Annotated in this window: 3 protein-coding genes; all 3 read left to right on the forward strand. The window is 60.6% G+C overall.

Annotated elements, in window-relative coordinates:
• Positions 1–194 precede the first annotated feature (194 nt).
• The 3 genes from dsbC to thrC all read left to right on the forward strand — a co-directional run bounded on the left by dsbC (position 195) and on the right by thrC (position 3,880).
• Complete coding sequence (gene dsbC / locus ACW9JE_RS29290) at positions 195–926, forward strand: bifunctional protein-disulfide isomerase/oxidoreductase DsbC (RefSeq protein ID WP_224542119.1); 732 nt, start codon at positions 195–197, stop codon at positions 924–926.
• A 133-nt stretch (positions 927–1,059) separates the two neighbouring features.
• Entirely contained in the window at positions 1,060–2,364 is a 1,305-nt protein-coding gene (locus ACW9JE_RS29295; protein WP_224542121.1) for a homoserine dehydrogenase, read from the forward strand.
• Between the two features lie 106 nt (positions 2,365–2,470).
• Positions 2,471–3,880: a threonine synthase gene (gene thrC / locus ACW9JE_RS29300; RefSeq protein WP_224542123.1), complete on the forward strand. Its 1,410-nt coding sequence runs from the start codon at positions 2,471–2,473 to the stop codon at positions 3,878–3,880.
• Positions 3,881–3,966 lie beyond the last annotated feature (86 nt).

A 3,966-nucleotide genomic window follows, 5' to 3' on the forward strand; every position in this document is an offset into this window, starting at 1 on the left:
GCTGACCCACCGCTTTCGCGAGCAAGCCCGCTCCCACAATAAAATCCCTGCACGACCAAATGTCTTGCGACAGGCGCATTCGGCCCCGCCAACCTTATGTGATAGGCTTCTCCGGTTTGCACGATGGGCGGTTATGACCCGGTATTTTGCTACCGGCTTCTGAGCCTCCCATTTGTCCGCCTTCAGGAGTTCTCATGCGTCTGACCCAGATTTTCGCTGCAGCCGCCATTGCGCTGGTCAGCACCTTTGCCGTCGCCGATGACGCGGCCGACAAAGCCATCCGTAAAAGCCTGGAAAACCTCCAGCTCGAAGTGCCGGTAGAAACCATCACCGCCAGCCCGTTGCCGGGCCTGTATGAAGTCAAGCTCAAGGGCAGCCGAGTGCTCTACGCCAGCGCCGACGGCCAGTACGTGGTCCAGGGCTACATGTTCCAGCTCAAGGACGGCAAGCCGGTCAACCTCACCGAGAAAACCGAACGCCTGGGCATCTCCAAGCTGATCAACGACATTCCGGTCGCCGAAACCGTGGTCTACCCGGCCGTGGGCGAAACCAAGTCGCACATCACCGTGTTCACCGACACCACCTGCCCGTACTGCCACAAACTGCACGCCGAAATTCCCGAGCTGAACAAGCGCGGCATCGAAGTGCGCTATGTCGCTTTCCCGCGCCAGGGCCTGGGGTCGCCGGGTGACGAGCAACTGCAAGCCGTCTGGTGCTCCAAGGACAAGAAAGTCGCCATGGACCAGATGGTCGATGGCAAGGAAATCAAGGCCGCCAAGTGCGATAACCCGGTTTCCAAGCAGTTCGCCCTCGGCCAGTCGATCGGCGTGAATGGCACACCGGCCATCGTTTTGGCTGACGGTCAGGTCATTCCGGGCTACCAGCCTGCGCCACAAGTCGCCAAACTGGCGCTGAGCGCGAAGTAAATTCGCATCGTCACGGCCAGCCATTGACGATCGTGGTCCGGCAGCGACATCGCCGGACCATCAATAGAGAACCGCGATCCTGCGGTTGTTTTCACGGCCGGCCTCGAGTCGGCCGTTTTATGGGGAGTTCACAGTGAAACCGGTCAAAGTAGGCATCTGTGGGTTAGGGACCGTCGGTGGCGGAACCTTCAACGTACTTCAGCGCAACGCCGAGGAAATTGCTCGTCGTGCCGGGCGTGGGATCGAAGTGGCGCAAATTGCCATTCGCACGCCAAAGCCTCAGTTCCAAACGACCGGTATTGCGATTACCACCGATGTCTTCGAAGTGGCCACGAACCCTGAGATCGACATCGTCATAGAGCTCATGGGCGGCTATACCGTTGCCCGCGAGCTGGTACTCAAGGCCATCGAGAATGGCAAGCATGTGGTCACCGCGAACAAGGCACTGATTGCTGTTCACGGTAATGAGATTTTCGCCAAGGCCCGCGAGAAGGGCGTGATCGTTGCGTTCGAAGCGGCCGTGGCCGGTGGCATTCCGGTGATCAAGGCGATCCGTGAAGGTCTGTCCGCCAACCGTATCAACTGGGTCGCCGGCATCATCAACGGCACCGGCAACTTCATCCTCACCGAAATGCGCGAGAAGGGTCGCACCTTCGAAGACGTGCTGGTCGAGGCCCAGGAACTGGGTTACGCCGAAGCCGATCCGACCTTCGACGTCGAAGGCATCGACGCGGCGCACAAGCTGACGATCCTGGCCTCTATCGCATTCGGTATCCCGCTGCAATTCGACAAGGCTTACACCGAAGGCATCACCAAGCTGACCACCGCCGACGTGAACTACGCCGAAGCGCTGGGCTACCGCATCAAGCACCTGGGCGTGGCACGCAGCACCGCTTCGGGTATCGAGTTGCGCGTACACCCGACGCTGATCCCGGCCGATCGCCTGATCGCCAACGTCAACGGCGTGATGAACGCGGTGATGGTCAACGGCGACGCCGCCGGTTCGACCCTGTTCTACGGCGCCGGCGCCGGCATGGAACCGACCGCTTCGTCGGTGATTGCGGACCTGGTGGACGTGGTTCGCGCCATGACTTCCGATCCGGAAAACCGCGTACCGCACCTGGCCTTCCAGCCGGACTCGCTGTCGGCCCATCCGATCCTGCCGATCGAATCCTGCGAAAGCGCTTACTACCTGCGCATCCAGGCCAAGGACCATCCGGGCGTGCTGGCGCAGGTGGCGAGCATCCTGTCGGAGCGCGGCATCAATATCGAATCGATCATGCAGAAGGAAGTCGAAGAACACGACGGCCTGGTGCCAATGATCCTGCTGACCCACCGCGTGGTGGAACAGCGCATCAACGATGCGATCGCTGCCCTCGAGTCTCTGGCTGGCGTGGTGGGTCCGGTTGTACGGATCCGCGTTGAACATTTGAATTAATACAGCAGCGGCAAGCTGCAAGCTTCAAGCTGCAAGTAAAGGCAGTAGCGCTTTTACTTGTAGCTTGCAGCTGACAGCTTGAAGCTCAAACCGAAGGTTTGCCCCTATGCGCTACATCAGTACCCGCGGCCAGGCACCGGCCCTGAATTTCGAAGACGTCCTGCTGGCTGGCCTTGCCACCGACGGCGGTCTGTACGTCCCGGAAAACCTGCCACGTTTCACCCAGGAAGAAATCGCTTCCTGGGCCGGCCTGCCGTATCACGAGCTGGCTTTCCGCGTCATGCGTCCGTTCGTGACCGGCAGCATTCCGGATGCCGACTTCAAAAAAATCCTCGAAGAAACCTACGGCGTGTTTGCCCACAACGCCGTCGCGCCGCTGCGTCAGCTGAACGGCAACGAATGGGTGCTGGAGCTGTTCCACGGCCCGACCCTGGCGTTCAAGGACTTTGCCCTGCAACTGCTCGGTCGTTTGCTCGACTACGTGCTGGAAAAGCGCGGCGAGCGCGTGGTGATCGTCGGCGCCACTTCCGGTGACACCGGTTCGGCCGCCATCGAAGGCTGCAAGCATTGCGAAAACGTCGACATCTTCATCCTGCACCCGCACAACCGTGTGTCCGAAGTGCAGCGTCGGCAGATGACCACCATTTTCGGTGAGAACATCCACAACATCGCCATCGAAGGCAACTTCGATGACTGCCAGGAAATGGTCAAAGCGAGCTTCGCCGACCAGGGCTTCCTCAAGGGCACTCGCCTGGTGGCGGTGAACTCGATCAACTGGGCGCGGATCATGGCCCAGATCGTCTACTACTTCCATGCGTCCCTGCAGCTGGGCGGCCCGGCGCGTTCGGTGTCGTTCTCGGTGCCAACCGGCAACTTCGGCGATATCTTCGCCGGTTACCTGGCGCGCAACATGGGCCTGCCGATCAACCAGTTGATCGTCGCCACCAACCGCAACGACATCCTGCACCGCTTCATGAGCGGCAATCAGTACGTCAAGGAAACCCTGCACGCCACCCTGTCGCCGTCCATGGACATCATGGTTTCGTCGAACTTCGAGCGTCTGCTGTTCGACCTTCACGGTCGCAACGGCGCGGCGATCGCCGGGCTGATGGACAGCTTCAAGCAGGGCGGCGGCTTCAGCGTCGAGCAGGAGCGCTGGACCGAAGCACGCAAGCTGTTCGACTCGCTGGCCGTGGATGACGCACAAACCTGCGAAACCATCGCCGAAGTCTACGAGCAGACCGGTGAAGTGCTGGATCCTCACACCGCCATCGGCGTTAAGGCCGCACGCGAATGCCGCCGCAGCCTGGACATCCCGATGGTGATCCTGGGCACCGCCCACCCGGTCAAATTCCCGGATGCCGTGGAAAAGGCCGGCGTCGGCAAGGCACTGGAATTGCCTGTGCATCTGACTGATCTGTTCGAGCGTGACGAGCGTTGCACCGTACTGCCGAATGACCTGAAGGCCGTTCAAGCCTTCGTCAGCCAGCACGGTAATCGCGGTAAGCCTCTATAAGGCTACCCTTCCCCCTGTGGAAGCTATCCAACTGTGGCGAGGGGGCTTGCCCCCGTTGGACTGCGCAGCAGTCCCATCTTTTGGGG

The sequence above is a fragment of the Pseudomonas sp. SDO55104_S430 genome (genome assembly GCF_054070595.1).